Annotated in this window: 14 protein-coding genes; 12 read left to right on the forward strand and 2 right to left on the reverse strand. The window is 59.8% G+C overall.

What is annotated here, in order from left to right:
• Nucleotide 1 precedes the first annotated feature (1 nt).
• From VDP61_RS05105 to VDP61_RS05135, 7 genes are all read left to right on the forward strand, one after another.
• On the forward strand, nucleotides 2-682 hold the full coding sequence (locus VDP61_RS05105) for an adenylate kinase (protein WP_323005865.1): 681 nt from the start codon (nucleotides 2-4) through the stop codon (nucleotides 680-682).
• A gap of 65 nt (nucleotides 683-747) precedes the next feature.
• On the forward strand, nucleotides 748-1005 hold the full coding sequence (locus VDP61_RS05110; protein WP_323005866.1) for a DUF4212 domain-containing protein: 258 nt from the start codon (nucleotides 748-750) through the stop codon (nucleotides 1003-1005).
• A gap of 14 nt (nucleotides 1006-1019) precedes the next feature.
• Nucleotides 1020-2807, forward strand: a complete 1788-nt coding sequence (locus VDP61_RS05115; RefSeq protein WP_323005867.1) for a sodium:solute symporter family protein — start codon at nucleotides 1020-1022, stop codon at nucleotides 2805-2807.
• Nucleotides 2808-2879: 72 nt separating this feature from the next.
• Nucleotides 2880-4697 (forward strand): DUF294 nucleotidyltransferase-like domain-containing protein, encoded by a 1818-nt coding sequence (locus tag VDP61_RS05120; RefSeq protein ID WP_323005868.1) that lies wholly within the window; start codon nucleotides 2880-2882, stop codon nucleotides 4695-4697.
• Nucleotides 4698-4710: 13 nt separating this feature from the next.
• Complete coding sequence (locus tag VDP61_RS05125) at nucleotides 4711-5232, forward strand: hypothetical protein (RefSeq protein ID WP_323005869.1); 522 nt, start codon at nucleotides 4711-4713, stop codon at nucleotides 5230-5232.
• A gap of 5 nt (nucleotides 5233-5237) precedes the next feature.
• Nucleotides 5238-5624: a response regulator gene (locus VDP61_RS05130; RefSeq protein WP_323005870.1), complete on the forward strand. Its 387-nt coding sequence runs from the start codon at nucleotides 5238-5240 to the stop codon at nucleotides 5622-5624.
• A 70-nt stretch (nucleotides 5625-5694) separates the two neighbouring features.
• On the forward strand, nucleotides 5695-7800 hold the full coding sequence (locus VDP61_RS05135; protein ID WP_323005871.1) for an exonuclease domain-containing protein: 2106 nt from the start codon (nucleotides 5695-5697) through the stop codon (nucleotides 7798-7800).
• A gap of 316 nt (nucleotides 7801-8116) precedes the next feature.
• Here the strand turns inward: VDP61_RS05135 and truA are convergent, their stop codons facing one another.
• On the reverse strand, nucleotides 8117-8887 hold the full coding sequence (gene truA / locus VDP61_RS05140) for a tRNA pseudouridine(38-40) synthase TruA (protein WP_323005872.1): 771 nt from the start codon (nucleotides 8885-8887) through the stop codon (nucleotides 8117-8119).
• A 133-nt stretch (nucleotides 8888-9020) separates the two neighbouring features.
• Between truA and VDP61_RS05145 the strand changes: the two genes are divergently transcribed.
• The 5 genes from VDP61_RS05145 (at nucleotide 9021) to VDP61_RS05165 (ending at nucleotide 15503) form a co-directional block, all read left to right on the forward strand.
• Nucleotides 9021-10445 (forward strand): YcjX family protein, encoded by a 1425-nt coding sequence (locus VDP61_RS05145; RefSeq protein ID WP_323006036.1) that lies wholly within the window; start codon nucleotides 9021-9023, stop codon nucleotides 10443-10445.
• A 28-nt stretch (nucleotides 10446-10473) separates the two neighbouring features.
• On the forward strand, nucleotides 10474-11481 hold the full coding sequence (locus VDP61_RS05150; protein ID WP_323005873.1) for a TIGR01620 family protein: 1008 nt from the start codon (nucleotides 10474-10476) through the stop codon (nucleotides 11479-11481).
• Between the two features lie 355 nt (nucleotides 11482-11836).
• Nucleotides 11837-14866: an isoleucine--tRNA ligase gene (gene ileS / locus VDP61_RS05155; protein WP_323005874.1), complete on the forward strand. Its 3030-nt coding sequence runs from the start codon at nucleotides 11837-11839 to the stop codon at nucleotides 14864-14866.
• Nucleotides 14867-14911: 45 nt separating this feature from the next.
• Entirely contained in the window at nucleotides 14912-15061 is a 150-nt protein-coding gene (locus VDP61_RS05160; protein WP_323005875.1) for a hypothetical protein, read from the forward strand.
• Nucleotides 15054-15503, forward strand: coding sequence for a methylated-DNA--[protein]-cysteine S-methyltransferase (locus tag VDP61_RS05165; RefSeq protein ID WP_323005876.1), 450 nt, complete (start codon nucleotides 15054-15056; stop codon nucleotides 15501-15503). Before VDP61_RS05160 ends, VDP61_RS05165 begins: the two co-directional genes overlap by 8 nt.
• On the opposite strand, the gene VDP61_RS05170 is transcribed toward VDP61_RS05165, so the two are convergent.
• Nucleotides 15500-16195 carry a CDP-alcohol phosphatidyltransferase family protein gene (locus VDP61_RS05170; RefSeq protein ID WP_323005877.1) on the reverse strand — a complete coding sequence of 232 codons (696 nt, stop codon included), beginning with the start codon at nucleotides 16193-16195 and terminating at the stop codon, nucleotides 15500-15502. The two genes, VDP61_RS05165 and VDP61_RS05170, sit on opposite strands and share 4 nt — an antisense overlap.
• Nucleotides 16196-16206: the final 11 nt, after the last annotated feature.

Consider the following 16206-nt stretch of genomic DNA (forward strand, 5'->3'; position numbering starts at 1 on the left):
TATGGCAGAGGCAACACGCACACCTGCCGTCTTTATCTTGCTTGGCCCACCGGGCGCGGGCAAAGGCACGCAGGCCCGCATGCTGGAAGAAGCCTTTGGCCTGGTGCAGCTTTCAACCGGCGATCTGCTGCGCGCCGCAGTGGCTGCGGGCACCGAGGCGGGCAAACAGGCCAATGCGGTGATGCAGGCCGGTGGCCTTGTGTCGGATGATATCGTGCTTGCGGTCCTCAAGGATCGTATGGCCGACGCCGACACCCGGCGCGGCGTTATTCTGGATGGCTTTCCCCGCACAGCGGGGCAGGCCGAGGCGCTGGATGAGGTGCTGCGCAGCACCGGCCAGCGTGTGAATTCGGTGATCTCGATGGAGGTCGAGGATGCACCGATGATTGCCCGCGTCGCGGGCCGCTATACCTGCGCCACTTGTGGCGAGGGCTATCACGACCGGTTCAAACAACCCGTAACGGCGGGTGTTTGTGACAAATGCGGCGGGACGGAGTTCAAACGCCGTGCCGACGACAACGCCCAAACGGCGGGGGCGCGGCTGACCGCGTATCACGCCCAGACGGCGCCGCTTATCGCCTATTACAAAGATCGGGGTGTTCTGGAAACGGTTGATGCGATGGCTGACATCGCAACGGTCGCAGATGCCATGTCGGCCGCTGTAAAACGGGTGATGGGCTAACGAGGGAAGGGGCTGCCTTCGTGTTCTGCGGGGGTGGTTGAGGAACAAAACAGGGAGTTACGCAAATGGCGGACAAATCATCGTCCAACGCCTATTGGAGCGCGAACGTCAGAATCATCAGCATCTGCTTGGTCATCTGGTTCTTGTGCTCTTTCGGCTTTGGCATTCTTCTGCGCCCGATGCTGTCGGGTATCGCGGTCGGGGGTACTGACCTTGGCTTTTGGTTTGCACAGCAAGGGTCCATTCTGGTCTTTCTCGTGCTGATTTTCTTCTATGCTTGGAAGATGGGTAAAATTGACGCCGAACACGGCGTGGAAGAGTAAGGGAAACAGAAAATATGGATCAGTTTACCCTCAACCTGCTATTTGTCGGTGGGTCGTTCGCGCTGTATTTCGCGATTGCGATCTGGGCCCGTGCGGGCTCCACCGCCGAATTCTATACCGCCGGTGGCGGCGTTCACCCGGTTCTGAACGGTATGGCAACCGGTGCGGACTGGATGTCTGCGGCATCCTTCATCTCCATGGCTGGCATCATCTCTTTTGGCGGCTATGACACCTCGGCCTATCTGATGGGCTGGACCGGCGGCTATGTGCTGCTGGCGATGCTTCTTGCCCCTTACCTGCGCAAGTTCGGCAAGTTCACCGTGCCGGAATTCATCGGCGACCGTTTCTACAGCCCGACCGCCCGCATGGTGGCCGTGGTCTGCCTGATCATCGCGTCGGTCACTTACGTTATCGGCCAGATGACGGGCGTTGGTGTTGCCTTCTCGCGCTTTTTGGAGGTCGAGGTTTCGACCGGCCTGTATATCGGTGCGGCGATTGTGTTCTTTTACGCGGTTCTTGGCGGCATGAAGGGCATCACCTATACGCAGGTTGCACAATATATCGTGTTGATCACGGCCTACACCATTCCGGCTGTGTTCATCTCGCTGCAACTGACCGGGCAATTCTTGCCGCCGGTCGGCCTGTTCTCGGAGCACACTGCATCGGGGATGCCGCTGTTGGCAAAACTGGACCAGATCGTGCAAGAGCTTGGCTTTGCCCAATATACCGGCCATACCGATACCACGTTGAACATGTTCTTGTTCACCATGTCGCTGATGATCGGGACTGCGGGTCTGCCCCATGTTATCGTGCGGTTCTTTACGGTGCCAAAAGTGTCTGACGCGCGGTCTTCTGCTGGTTGGGCGCTGGTGTTCATCGCATTGCTTTACACAGTTGCCCCGGCGCTGGGCGCAATGGGTCGTCTGAACCTGACCGATACAATGTGGCCGCGCGGAACTGCGGGCGAGGCACTGTCTTTGGAAGAAATCCAGACCAAGCCTGAATTGGCATGGATGAAAAACTGGGAAGTCACCGGCCTGTTGAAGTTCGAAGACAAGAACGGCGACGGCAAGATCCAGTACTATAACGACAAGTCCAAAAACGAAGCCTTCAACGCAAGTGTTGCTGAAAAAGGCTGGGCCGGAAACGAGCTGACCGTGAACAATGACATCATGGTTCTGGCCAACCCCGAAATCGCACATCTGCCGGGTTGGGTTATTGCCCTTATCGCGGCGGGGGGTCTTGCGGCGGCACTTTCTACTGCTGCGGGCCTGTTGCTGGCGATTTCTTCCGCCATCAGCCATGACTTGATCAAGGGGCAGTTGAACCCGAACATCTCGGAAAAGGGTGAATTGCTGGCGGCGCGTATCTCGATGTCGGTTGCCATCATTGTTGCGACCTATCTGGGCCTTAACCCTCCGGGCTTTGCGGCGCAAACCGTGGCACTTGCCTTTGGTCTGGCAGCATCGTCGATCTTCCCGGCGCTGATGATGGGCATCTTCTCCAAGCGCATCAATAACGCGGGTGCTGTGGCGGGTATGTTGGCTGGTTTGGGTATCACCATTGTGTATATCTTCTTGCACAAGGGCTGGTTCTTTATCCCGGATACCAACAGCTTCACAGATGCGAACCCGCTGTTGCTCTCGATCAAGTCGACGTCGTTCGGCGCGATTGGTGCTTTGGTCAACTTTGGTGTCGCCTATGCTGTGTCCAGCGCAACCAAAGCGCCACCGGCGCATATCCAGGATCTGGTTGAAAGCATTCGCGTACCGAAAGGTGCGGGTGCGGCAACCGGCCACTAAACAAATCTTGCGCCTCCCGGTCCTGTATCGGGGGGTGCTTTTCCTACTTGGATCAAAGGCGGAGACCAATTCATGACGCAAGCCGCGATCATCAGCTTTTTGGAAACCGTCCACCCCTATGACACTTTGTCAAAGGATGATCTGGCGCAGGTTGCAGGCGTGTTCGTACGCCGTGAATTTGCCGCCGGAGAAGAGATTTACCATACAGGCGAGGCCCTTGCTGGGTTGTTTCTGGTCAAGCGCGGCTCGGTAGAGGTGTTGGAGCCGTCAGGCGGGCTTGTTTCGTTGCTTGGCCCCCGCAATTCGTTTGGCGAGCGTGGGTTGATGCGTGGCGGTCTGGCTGTCACCACAACACGGGCCACCGAAACCACCGTTACCCTGATGCTGCCCACCGCCGAGTTTCACCGCCTTATCGCCAATTCCCCTGCATTTGCCCGCTTTTTCAGCCGGGGTCGCGGGGCAGAGGCGCGCGGCCCCGACCTGACCACCCAAAAAGTTGCCGATCTGATGGCGCGCAAGCCCGTGACGCTGGACCCAGATTCCAGCATCCGCACCGCTGCCGCCAAGATGCGCGATCATCACGTCTCATCGCTTGGCATTGTCGAAGACGACGTGTTTTTGGGCATCGTCACCACCCGCGACATGACCAACAAGGTGATGGCCATCGGGCTGGACCCGTCAAGCCCGGTTGGCGGCATCATGACCCGCGATCCCGTAACGCTGCGGCCCGATGATCTTGGGTCTGACATTCTGCATATCATGCTGGAACGGCGTATCGGCCATTTGCCGGTGGTAGAGGGCACGCGGCTGGTTGGCATGGTCACGCAGACCGATTTGACCCGGTTTCAGGCGGTGTCTTCGGCCAGCCTTGTGCGTGATGCGGCAATGGCCGAAACCGTTGATGAAATGGCGGGGGTTACCGCCCGTATTCCGGCGCTTCTGGCGCAGCTAGTCGGCTCTAAAAACCCGCATGAGGTGGTGACCCGGCTTATCACCGATATCGCCGATACCGTGACCCGCCGCCTGTTGAAGCTGGCCGAGGCCGAACTCGGGCCGCCGCCTGTGCCCTATCTGTGGCTTGCCTGTGGGTCGCAGGGCCGACAGGAACAAACCGGCGTATCAGACCAAGATAATTGTATCATGCTGGATGACGCAGTGACGCCCGATGATATGCCGTATTTCGCGGCGCTGGCAAAATTTGTCAGCGATGGGCTGGATACGGTGGGGTATTTCTATTGCCCCGGTGATATGATGGCGAGCAATCCGCAATGGTGTCAGCCCGTGCGGGTCTGGCGCGAGTATTTCCGAAAATGGGTGGCGCAGCCCGACCCCAAGGCGCAGATGCTGGCAAGCGTGATGTTCGATCAGCGCCCCATCGGCGGTGCGGTCAGGCTGTTTCACGATCTGGAAGGCGAAACCCTGGAGATGGCCGCGCGAAACTCTATCTTCGTCGCGCATATGATCGCCAATAGTCTGACACATTCGCCGCCCCTTGGCCTGCTGCGCGGCTTTGCCACGATCCGGTCAGGCGAATACAAAAACCATATTGACCTGAAACATTCCGGCGTGGTTCCGGTTGCTGATCTGGGCCGGGTCTATGCGCTGATCGGCAAGTTGACCGCCGTCAACACCCGCGCCCGTCTGGTGGCGGCAGAAGAGGCGGGGGTGATCTCGACCTCGGGCGCGCGGGATCTGATTGAGGCTTATGATAAAATCGCTGAAATCCGGCTGGAAAATCAAGCGCGGCTGATCCGGTCGGGCCGCAAGCCCGACAACTTCATGGCACCCTCCGACCTGTCGGATTTTGAGCGCTCGCATCTGCGCGATGCGTTTGTTGTGGTGCGCACCATGCAATCGGCCATTGGCCAATCCCGAGGGGCCCGTTCATGAAAGCTGTAACCCTATGCTGATGGATTTGATCGGCACCGCGGCAGCCGGGGCGGGGCTTGCGGGCTTTGTCGTCATTCTGCGCCACCTGACCAAGGGCAGGGTGCCGAAATGGGCCATTCCCGCCGCGATTGGTGCGGGCATGCTGCTGTTTTCGATCTGGAATGAATATTCATGGCATGGGCGCACAACCGGCGCCTTGCCCGATCAGGTGGTTATCCTGTCTTCGCCGACCGACAAGGTGTTTTATCGCCCGTGGACGTATTTGTTCCCCGTGTCGCAGCGATTTGCGGCATTGGACCGGGCCGGGATGGTCAAAAGCATGGAAAACAGCGCGTTTCGCCGGGCTGATGTGCTGTTGGTGCAGCGCTGGTCGCCAACCAAGCGCGTGGCCCTGGCGTTTGACTGTGCCGCTGGCCGCCGTGCAGACCTGATGGAAGGCGCCGAATTTGCCCCCGATGGCACGTTGACCGGCGGGACATGGATGGATGTCGATTCGCAAGATGAAATGCAAAGGGCCGCTTGTCAGGAAGGGTGAAAACCATGCCCAAGGGTGATGGCAGAAAACACAGTATTTTGGTGATCGAGGATGAAGACAACATCGCGCTCGCCCTTGATTACCTGCTGACGCGCGAAAACTATGCCCATGACCGCGTGGCCAATGGCGGCGAGGCGCTGGCCCGTATCCGCGCTATGCGCCCTGATCTGGTGCTGCTGGATGTGATGCTACCGGAAATGTCGGGGTATGAGATTTGTCAGGCCATGCGGCTGGACCCGGATCTGGCCGCCATCAAAATCCTGATGATGACCGCGCGCGGATCAGCGATTGAACGCAAAAAGGGGCTGGCGCTGGGCGCGGATGGGTTCATCTCAAAACCTTTTGAATTGACAGAGCTAAGGTCCGAAGTGCGCCGTCTGTTGGAGCGTTGATACATCAAAGCGGAAAAGGCAAAGCCATGCAAAACAGCCGCATCACCCCCTGTGACCAAAGGGGGCAGCCATGACGCCGAATGCCAAACCCTATGCGTTGGAAAGCCTTGGCTTGCGGATGCGGGTGTTCTTGTTCTTTGCCGCTCTTGCAATTGGGGCTGTGGGGCTGCTCTGCCTTGGGTTGATGCTTGGGTATCACCGTCTTGGGTCGCCAGCCAGTCTGAATGCCTTTGTGCAAGGTGGGGTGATTGGCAGCTTTGGCGTGTTGGGGCTGACGGCGGCGATCTGGTATCTGTTTGACGTCAACGTCTCCAAGCCCATCGACCTGCTGGCCGGCGCGTTACGGGCGCGGGCGCATGCCGATGTAAGTGCGGCGATGGACCCCTCGGTCGCGCGCTACCTTGGCGATCTGGCCCCCGCGGCACATGCCGCAGCGCTGACCCTGTCAGAAACCCGCAATGCCCTGGCCGAGGCCGTGGCCCGCGAAACAACCCGGTTGTCATCCGAGAAAAACCGGCTGGCGGCCCTGTTGTCGGACGTGCCGGTGGGGGTGCTGCTGTGTTCGGGCGATCATCAACTGGTGTTCTATAATGGTATGGCGGTCGATCTGATCGGCGCCGCCAGCAAGGGCGCGGCACCGGGGCTTGACCGCAAGCTGTTTGACTATCTGCGCGAAGGCCCGATCCGCCACGCGCATCACCGCCTGACCGAGGCCGAAGATCAGGACGCCGCCTCGGATCTGCTTTGCGCCACCCGCGACGGGGCCGAGATTTTGGCGGCAAGAATGCGGCTGTTGCCAAAGGATGGGGCTGCAGCCCCCGGTTATGTGCTGACCCTGCGCGATGTAACCGCCGATCTGGCCGCCCATGCCAAACGCGAGGCGCTGTTGACAGAGGTGCTTGACCGGGTGCGCAGACCCGCAGCCAACCTGCGCGCATTGCTTGCCGTGCTGCCAGAAGGCACTGCCACGCCCCCTGCCATGGATGCAGCCTTGCGCCAAGAGGCGGATGGCCTGAGCAAGGCCATAACCGAACTTGCCAAGCGGCGCGACGAAGGGCAGGCGGATCTTGTTCCACGCTCGCCATTGCGCGTGGCCGATCTGACAGACGGCCTGCGCGCACGGCTGGAGGCACGCGGGTTGGCCCTACAGGCCGACGATGCGCCGTTGCTGCTGCGTTGCGACGGGTTTGAAGTGATCTCGCTTTTGGCCCATATGGCGCTTGGGGTGGCAGAGGGGCTGGCGGTTACCCAGTTTGGCCTGACGGTAGAAGAAGACAGCACTGACGCGCTGCTTCGCCTGTCTTGGCAAGGGAATGCCCTGCGGATCGCTGACCTGGAGACATGGCTGGCTGCGGGCTTGGATGAAGATGTGCCGGGGGTAACCGGCCGCCATGTGCTGACCAACCATGCGACTGATATCTGGCCCGAAACGCTGGCAGATGGCCGCCAGGCCATATGCCTGCCCATCCGCATCGCGCGCCGCAGCGGGCCAAGACCGAAACCGATTGCCCGGGCGGTGGTCTATGATTTCGACCTGCTTGGCAAGGCGCGGAATGACAAGGTGGCAGACTCGGCACTGGCCGACCTGACCTATGTGGTATTCGACACCGAGACTACAGGCCTTTTGCCGGGCCAGGGGGATGAGGTTGTGCAGATTGCCGCCGTACGGATCGTGAACGGCAAGCGGGTTGAAGCCGAGGTGTTTGACATGCTGGTCAATCCCGGTCGCTCGATCCCTGCGTCTTCAACCGCCGTGCATGGTATTACCGAGGCGATGGTGGCGGAAGCCCCTGACTTTGCCACCGCAGGCCGCGCCTTTCACAAGTTTGCCGAAGGCGCCGTGTTGATCGCCCATAACGCACCTTTTGATATGGAATTTCTGCGCCGCCATGAAGCCGCCATCGGTGCACGGTTTGACAACCCGATCCTCGACACGGTCTTGCTTTCCGCTGTGGTTTTTGGACAGCATGAAGACCACAGCCTTGATGCCTTGACGCACCGGCTGTCAATCACCATCCCTGAAGAGGCCCGCCATACTGCCATTGGCGATAGCGTCGCGACCGCTGACGCCTTTCTGAAGCTCTTGCCTATGTTGCAAGGGCGCGGCCTGACCCATTTCGGCGCTATCCTGACAGAATTACGCCGCCATGGCCGTCTGCTCAAAGACTTGAACTGATGTGCAAAAGGGAGACAAGGCAGGGGGCATTCTGCCCCCTCTGGCCCTTTGGGGCCATTCACCCCCGAGGATATTTTTGCCGAAAAGAAAGCCGTTCATAAAGTGTTAACCCTGAGAGCCTAGTGTCACAAATGCGGTACAGGCTGGGAAGCCGATGACCGCCCGGAGAGAAAGCGCCCTATCACTGGAGGTTCTCCACGATGGGGCGCTGGACTCGTCTCCGCTTTCTTTTCGGCAAAAATATCCTCGGGGGGAATTCGCCGTCAGGCGAAGGGGGGCTGACAGCCCCCGCTACCGACAAGCCAGATACAAACATTCACGAAAAAGGATCGGCGGGATAGCCGACACCGGCAAGATACAATCCCTGTGGCGGGCAAACTGGCCCGCAAGCGGCGCGGTCTTTGGCTGCCAATGCCTTTGCCACGCGGTTGGGGGGCCAGTTCGTTGCCCCCACGCGTTCAAGGGTGCCGATGATCGAGCGAACCTGATTGTGCAAGAATGAGCGCGCCCGAAGCGTAAAGTGATATTCTTTGCCCTCTGGATAGGGCAGTTCGGTAATCACGATCTCATCCAGGGTTTTGACGGGGGATGCCGATTGGCACATCGTCGACCGGAAAGTGGTGAAATCATGCAGTCCGATCAGATGCGTTGCCCCTTCTCGCATGGCGACAATATCCAGCGGATGCCCTACTTGCCAGACCAATCCACGATCATGTGTAACTGGCGCACGGCGGGTGATGAGGCGAAAGAGATAGCGCCGTTCCAAGGCTGAAAACCGGGCATGAAATGTATCTTCGACCAGCGCGCAGTCAGTGACGGACACAGGCAATGGCCGCAGATGCGCGTTGATTGCGCCCGCCAGTCGAAACGGGTCCCATGCTTTGACCAAATCGCAATGCGCAACCTGACCAAGCCCATGCACGCCCGCATCCGTGCGTCCAGCGGCCGCAATCGTATGCGGTCCCGGCTCCAGCCGGGCCAGCGCAGATTCAATCGCGCCCTGAACCGTGGTTTGCCCCTCGGCCTGGCGTTGCCATCCGTTGAAGGGCCCGCCCTCATATTCTATTTTAAGTGCATAGCGTGGCATATGCCCCGGTTACCGCGTGGCATTTGCGGAGACAAGGGGCTGATACGGTGCCGGAGTACCGCTTATGTATCTTTCCCCCTTTGAACCGGCGGTTGAAGCGCCTATCTTGGCGCAACAGGCAAGAAAAGGGCATTTGGTGCTGGGTGGAATTACAGATGGCCTGAGCCGTGGCGTTGAAAGCGCGATGTCGGGGGTTTCTGAAGCGTTGTTTGAGCCGGTGATCCGGCTTGGCGTGACGGGCTTGTCACGGGCTGGTAAAACCGTGTTTATTACCAGTCTTGTCGCGAATTTGCTGGACCGGGGGCGGATGCCCCAGTTTGGCGCAGCCCCGCGCATCGAAGCCGCATTTTTACAACCGCAGCCGGATGATACCTTGCCGCGGTTTGATTATGAAACGCATCTTGCAGCGCTGACGGGTGCCACGCCGCATTGGCCCGACTCTACGCGTGCGATATCGGAACTGCGCCTGTCTTTGCGGGTGCAGCCTTTGGGGTTTTTCGGCGGGCTGATCGGTGGGCTGACCGGGCCGCGCACGTTTCATCTGGATATCATTGACTATCCTGGCGAATGGCTGCTTGACCTTGCGCTGTTGGACAAGACCTATGCCGATTGGTCCGAGTCTACCTTGGCGCGTGTTGCGCAGCGTAGCGAGGCCGCCGATTTCATGGCACGGGCGCGTGCCGAAGATGCGGGGCTAAAGCTGGACGAACCCTGCGCCCAAGCGCTTGCCGCCAGTTTTACCACCTACCTGCAAGCGGCGCGTGCCGCGGGGTGGTCTGATTGCACGCCGGGCCGGTTCTTGTTGCCGGGGGATCTGGCGGGTAGTCCGGTGCTGACCTTTGCGCCTTTGCCCAAGCCCAACCAAACCCCGCGCGGCAGTCTGTGGCGTGAAATGGACCGGCGGTTCGAGGCCTATAAAGCCCGCGTTGTGCGCCCGTTCTTCCGGGACCACTTTGCGCGGATTGACCGGCAGGTTGTGTTGATGGATGTGCTGGGCGCCATTCATGCTGGCCCAACTGCACTAGAGGATATGCGCCGCACCATGGCCGAAATTCTGGGCGCGTTTCGCCCCGGCCAGAATTGCTTTCTAAGTACGCTTTTACTGGGAAAGCGGGTAGATAAAATTTTGTTTGCGGCGACCAAGGCCGATCATTTGCACCATTCGCAGCACCCACGCCTGACCGCGATCACCGAGGCGCTGCTGCGTGAGGCGCGCGACCGCGCCGCCTTTGCCGGGGCGGAAACCCGCGCCATGTCGCTTGCTGCCCTGCGTGCCACGATCGAGGAAACCCGTGACCATGGCGGCGAAACCCTTGATCTGGTGCGGGGCACGTTGCTGGGCACCGGCAAGCAAGCGGCGATGTTTGCGGGCCTGCTGCCCGAAGACCCCAACCACCTGCTGGGCCCGGCCCGCAAGGGCGAGGCGCGCTGGCTGGATGCTGATTATTCAATCATGTCCTTTGCCCCCGCCCGCCTGGCCCTGCGCCCCGGCGATGGCCCGCCCCATATACGCCTGGACCGCGCGGCGGATTTCTTGCTGACAGATCGTCTGGGCTAAGGGCGGATGCAATGAACAAGGAGCCGAGATGGCCAAACCCGTACTGATCGACCTTGATGATGCGCCCAAATCCACACCGTCGGATGCGCCGCCTGTGCCTGATCTGGGCTTGCCCGAAGGGCGCGCGATGGCCGCAGCGGTTGCGGTGGCTGGGGCGCAGCCCTCGGGGTTGGTGCGGCTGGCGGCCTGGGTCTTGGGCAGCCTGTTCAGTTTTATGATCTCGGTCGCGGTTTATGATTTTGTGATCGGGATGCTGGCGCGCAATTCGGTGCTGGGCTGGTTTGCATTCGGTCTGACAGGTTTGGCGATTGTGGCACTGCTGGGGCTGGCCCTGCGTGAGGCGCTGGGGTTCTATCGGCTTGGGCGGCTTGACCATTTGCGCGCCGAGGTAGAAGCGGCGCGGCTGGCGAACCTGCTGAAACCTGCCGCCAAAGTGACTGATCACATGATCAGCCTCTATAAAAACCGCGCGGATCTGCGTTGGGGGGCGGCACGTTTGGCCGAGAGGCGCGGCGATGTGCTGGATGCCGATGCGTTGCTGAACCTGACCGAGGTGGAATTGCTTGGCCCGATTGATCTGGCCGCACGGGCCGAGATAGAGGCGGCCGCGCGCCGCGTGGCAACCGTGACGGCGATTGTGCCACTGGCGCTGGCCGATGTTGCCGTGGCGCTGTTTTCAAACCTGTCGATGATCCGCAAGATTGCGGCGCTTTATGGTGGGCGGGCGGGGACGCTGGGCAGCCTGAAACTGATGCGCCGGGTGATCGGGCATTTGCTTGCCACCGGCGCCTTGGCGCTGGGCGATGACCTGATCGGCTCGGTTGCCGGGGGTGGGATTTTGGGAAAACTCTCGCGCCGCTTTGGGGAAGGTGTGGTGAACGGCGCCTTGACCGCACGGGTGGGGGTGGCCGCGATGGACCTGTGCCGACCGATGCCGTTTTCTGCCTTGCCGCGCCCGAAAGTGACCAATTTGATGAGCCGCGCATTGACGGGGGTGTTTGACGGGCTCACCAGTTCCGACACGAAAAGCGGCTGATCCGGCGTTGGGATTCAGGCCTTTTGGCCAAGGTGAAATCCGGGCGGTTTGCAGGGGGGCCGCGCCTGAATGCGGGCAGGGCGGGATATGCAGGCCCTTGGTTGGGGTGCAGCCTGCCCATCCGGGCGCGTTTCTGGCTGCAATTGCCGCAATACCCTTCACAGCATGGCTGGACCGCAGGGCAAACCGCGCGTATAACCCCGCCCATGCGACAGATATACGCGAAAACTGCTCGAATTAGCGGCCCGGCGCTCTGACTTTGGTCAGCCGCCGGGATGCTTTTGCTACGCCGCCCCATGCGGCCAGATTTTCGCCCTGTACCCCCAATTCCCTGATCCGTAAGGAACCGCCGAACATGTGCGCCGACACGCCCAGCCATACCCCCGCCAGCACTGCCGATTATAAAGACAGTGTATTCTTGCCCGAAACCGAATTTCCGATGCGCGCTGGCCTGCCGGCGCGTGAACCCGAATGGCTTGCCCATTGGGAAAATATCGGCATCTATGATCGGTTGCGCGAAAAGGCCGCTGGTGGCGCGCGCAAGCCCTTTACCCTGCATGACGGCCCCCCCTATGCCAACGGCAACCTGCATATCGGCCACGCGCTGAACAAAACCATCAAGGATATGATCGTGCGCAGCCATCAGATGATGGGGTTTGACGCGCGCTATGTGCCGGGCTGGGATTGCCACGGGCTGCCGATTGAATGGAAGATCGAAGAGCAATATCGCAAGAAGGGTCTGGATAAGGACGCGGTGGATATCGTTGATTTCCGTCAGGAATGTCGCGCCTTTGCCGCAGGCTGGGTGGATATTCAACGCGATGAGTTCAAACGCCTGGGGATCACCGGCAATTGGGCCGACCCCTATCTGACGATGGATTACCACGCCGAGGCGGTGATCGCGGGCGAGTTCATGAAGTTCCTGATGAACGGCTCGCTGTATCAGGGTTCAAAACCCGTCATGTGGTCGCCGGTTGAAAAAACCGCGCTGGCCGAGGCCGAGGTAGAATATCACGACCATACCAGCCATACGATTTGGGTGCGGTTTGGGGTGGTGGGAACAGCTCAATCGCGAGATAGTACCAGCTATGACGAAATTTTTTCTGGTACAACCGATAGCGAGGTGTTGCCGCCCGTTGAAGCAACTGCATGGCTTCAAGAGTTGAACAGTGCCTCAGTGGTGATCTGGACCACTACCCCTTGGACCATCCCCCAAAACCGCGCTGTATGTTTCGGCCCCGAAATCGCTTACGGCGTGTATGAAATCACCGATGCGCCTGAAACTTCTCAGGCAAAGGTTGGCGAGGTGATCATTGTTGCAGACTGCGCTGGCTGCCTCGCATTTTTGCGGCGGCCAAGCTGGAAGACGGCATGGTTACTCGCTTGTGTGATGTGTCGGCGGAGGAATCCTGGACAGCCTGATACCCTAGCCCACCCTTTCCGTGGCGTCGAAGGTGCCAACGGCGAGTGGGACTATGATGTCCCCATGCTCCCCGGCGATCATGTCACCGATGACGCGGGCACGGGGTTTGTGCATACTGCGCCCAGCCACGGCGATGACGACTATCAGATCGGCCTGAAATACGGCTTGCCGATGACCTATAACGTCGAACCCGATGGCAGCTACCGCAAAGATCTGCCGATCTTTGGCGGCCATGTCATCATCACGCCGGAAGGCAAGGAAGGCTCGGCCAACGTCGAGGTGATCAAGCAACTGGCCTATGCGGGCGCGCTGCTTGCCAAGGGCAAGGTGAAACATTCTTACCCCCATTCCTGGCGGTCAAAAGCCCCGGTGATCTATCGCAACACCCCGCAATGGTTTGTTGCGATTGATAAAAAGCTGGACGATGGCATGGGCGCGATGGGCGATACCATCCGCACCCGCGCGCTGACCTCGATTGACAAGCTGGTGAAATGGACGCCGCAAACCGGGCGCAACCGGCTCTATTCGATGATCGAGGCGCGGCCCGATTGGGTGCTGTCACGCCAGCGCGCCTGGGGCGTGCCGCTGACTTGCTTTGTAAAAAAAGGCGCGAAACCGACCGATGCGGACTTCCTGTTGCGCGACGATGCGGTGAACGCGCGGGTCGTCGCGGCGTTTGAGGCAGAAGGCGCGGATGTTTGGTATGTGCAAGGCTTCAAGGAAAAAACCCTTGCGGGGCTGCATGATCCAGACGCCTATGATCAGATTTTTGATGTTCTGGATGTGTGGTTCGATAGCGGGTCCACCCATGCTTTCGTGCTGCGCGACCGCGCGGATGGCACGGCAGATGGAATTGCCGATGTTTATATGGAAGGCACCGACCAGCATCGCGGTTGGTTCCATTCGTCGCTTTTGCAGGCTTGCGGCACGCTGGGCCGCGCGCCTTACCGCAATGTGGTGACGCATGGGTTTACGCTGGATGAAAAGGGCATGAAAATGTCCAAGTCCTTGGGCAATACTGTGGTGCCGCAAGAGATCATCAAGGATTACGGCGCGGATATCTTGCGGCTATGGGTGGCGCAGGCCGATTACACCGTCGATCAGCGCATCGGCAAAGAGATATTGAAAGGTACGGCAGACAGCTATCGCCGCCTGCGCAACACCATGCGCTTCATGCTGGGCAACCTCGCGGGCTTTGAGGATGCCGAGCGGGTCGCGGTGAAAGAGATGCCAGAGCTGGAGCAATGGGTGCTGCACCGTCTGGCCGAACTGGACGTTGAGGTGCGCCGCGGCTATGCCGCGTTCGATTTCCAGGGCGTGTTCCAAAAACTGTTCACCTTTGCCACGACCGATCTTTCCGCCGTCTTTTTTGATGTGCGCAAAGATGCGCTTTATTGCGATGCGGCCAACAGTTTGCGCCGCCGGTCGGCCCGTACCGTGCTTGACCTGCTGTTCCACCGTCTGACCACTTGGCTTGCGCCGATTCTGGTGTTCACGATGGAGGATGTCTGGCTATCACGCTTTCCCGGCGCGGATAGCTCGGTTCATTTGCAAGATATGCCGGAAACGCCAAGCGATTGGCTGAACCCCGAACTGGCTGCAAAATGGGTTGGCCTGCGGGCGGCCCGTCGGGCAACCATTGCAGCGCTGGAAGTGCAGCGCAGCGCCAAGGTCATCGGTGCCAGCCTGGAGGCGGCCCCGGTGGTGCATGTCGAAGATGCGGCGCTGCTTGCGGCGTTGAAATCGGTGAACTTCGCCGAACTCAGCATCACCTCTGCGGTACAACTGACCGCAGATCCGGCCCCGGCCGAGGCGTTCCGCCTGCCCGAAGTGCCGGGTGTCGCGGTGGTGTTCGAGATGGCACCGGGTGAAAAATGTGCACGTTGTTGGCAGATTTTGCCCGATGTCGGCACCCATTCCCACCCTTGCACCTGTGCGCGCTGCAACGCTGCACTGGGCTGAAACATCGGGGGGCGTTCGCGCCCCCTTTTCTTACCCGGAGGTTTCATGCCCCACCTGCGCACCCTTGGCTATGCCATCGGCCACTGCCCCAGCGACCCGCTGAACGCGATTTCCTTGGCCTGTGACGGGGGCGGGGTTGATACCGCTGGGGGCGCTTCGGGGCAAGGCAAGGCGCGAAGGCAGCACCATGAATAAGGCCGTGTTCCATTCTCCCTTCGGCCCTTTTGCGGTGGTCGAAGAAAAAGGCCTGATCAGCGGCATTGACTGGAGCGCGCGAAAATCAGACCCCACACCGCTGCTGCGCGAGGCCTGCCGCCAGCTTGGCCAGTATTTCGCCGGAGAACGCCGGAGTTTTGACTTGCCGCTGGATTTCGGCACCGGGTTTCAGGAACAGATGCGCCGCGCGATGGCCGATATTCCCTTTGGCGAAACCCGAACCTATGGGGATTTGGCAAAGGCGCTGGGCCGCCCGGCCCAAGCCATCGGACAAGCCTGTGGTGCAAATCCGATCCCGATTCTTATCCCTTGCCACCGTGTGCTGGGGGCGAATGGGTTGGGTGGGTTTTCTGCGCCGGGGGGCGTCGAAACCAAAATCGCCCTGCTGAAACTGGAAGGCGCAGGCGGCTTGCTGATTTAGCGCGGCCGTGCCGGGATGATCTGCTGTGCGATGCCGGCAAATGTCAGGTAAAGCGAGGTCACGATCAGCCCCCAATGCGCCCAGCTTTCGGGGTGAAAATCTACCCATGTCGCCCAGCCCGCAAAGAAGGTCCAGGCAAGTGCCATAGGCAAAGATACGGCGAACCAGCGGGCTGTCCGGGTTGGGTGGATGAATTTCAGGTTGGTAAACATCGCCACGGTCAGCGCGATGACAAAGCCAAGGATTGTCCAATATCCCGGTTCCAGTGCGAACATGACCAACACGAACATATTCCAGCACGCGGGGAAGCCGGCAAAAGAGTTATCCTTTGTTTTCATGCGTGTATCGACAAAGTAAATCACCGACCCATAGGTGATGACGATGATGATGATCCACCCTGTCCAATCGGGCAGCAGCCCCGATTTGAACAGCGCAAAGGCGGGGATGAAGACATAGGTCAGGTAGTCGATAATCAGATCAAGCAGCACGCCATCATAGGTCGGAAAATTGGTTTTCACATCATAGCGCCGGGCCAATGGCCCATCAATACCGTCCACCACCAAGGCGATGACCAGCCACCAAAACATCAGGCTCCAGTTCTCTTCTACCGCGGCCAGCATGGCCAACATGGCCAGAACCGCGCCGGTAGCGGTGAAGAGGTGAACAAAAAGTGCTTTCAGTTTCAATGCCATAGTTGTGCTCT

Origin of the sequence: Pseudorhodobacter sp., assembly GCF_034675685.1 — a bacterium.
Lineage (GTDB): Bacteria > Pseudomonadota > Alphaproteobacteria > Rhodobacterales > Rhodobacteraceae > Pseudorhodobacter.